Here is a 536-nt window from a genome sequence, read left to right on the forward strand (position 1 = left end):
GCAATGAATGCGAGTGACGTCATCAGGATTGGCCTCAGACGCAGGCGCGCGGCCTCGTGCACTGCGGCAAGCGGATCCCGACCCCTCCTCTCCTCTTCATAAGCGAACTCCACGATCAGGATCGCATTCTTGGCCGCAAGTCCGACCAGCACGACAAACGCGACCTGCGTGAAGATGTTGTTGTCGCCGTTGGAGAGCCGGACGCCGACGATAGCAGAGAGCAGCGCCAACGGCGCGATGAGGAGAACCACCCAAGATGCCAATCCTCTTGATTTACGGCGACCGAATACCGGCAAGTCACGAGCGAAAATGGAGGCGCCTTCCGCGCTTCCCAATATTGCCGTCAAGCGGCCACCTGTCGGAAAACTGTCAATCCACGAAGGACTCCCTGACGCTGTCGTCAACACCATCCAGCCGCTCCTGAGCTGATGATTTGAGAACAGCCGGAACGAGCGCCTCGTTCACTGCCGGTCTTCCATAAGTCTTTCAACGAACAAGCTGCTTACCGTTCCACCGCAACATAGTAGCAGCGTCCG

The 536-nt window shown here is 58.2% G+C and carries 1 pseudogene; it reads right to left on the reverse strand.

The features are described from left to right. Positions 1–248: pseudogene (locus ACTIFK_RS19040) on the reverse strand (efflux RND transporter permease subunit); the annotation flags it as partial. Positions 249–536 lie beyond the last annotated feature (288 nt).

Origin of the sequence: Hyphomicrobium sp. (assembly GCF_051860585.1) — a bacterium.
Classification (GTDB): Bacteria; Pseudomonadota; Alphaproteobacteria; order Rhizobiales; family Hyphomicrobiaceae; genus Hyphomicrobium_C.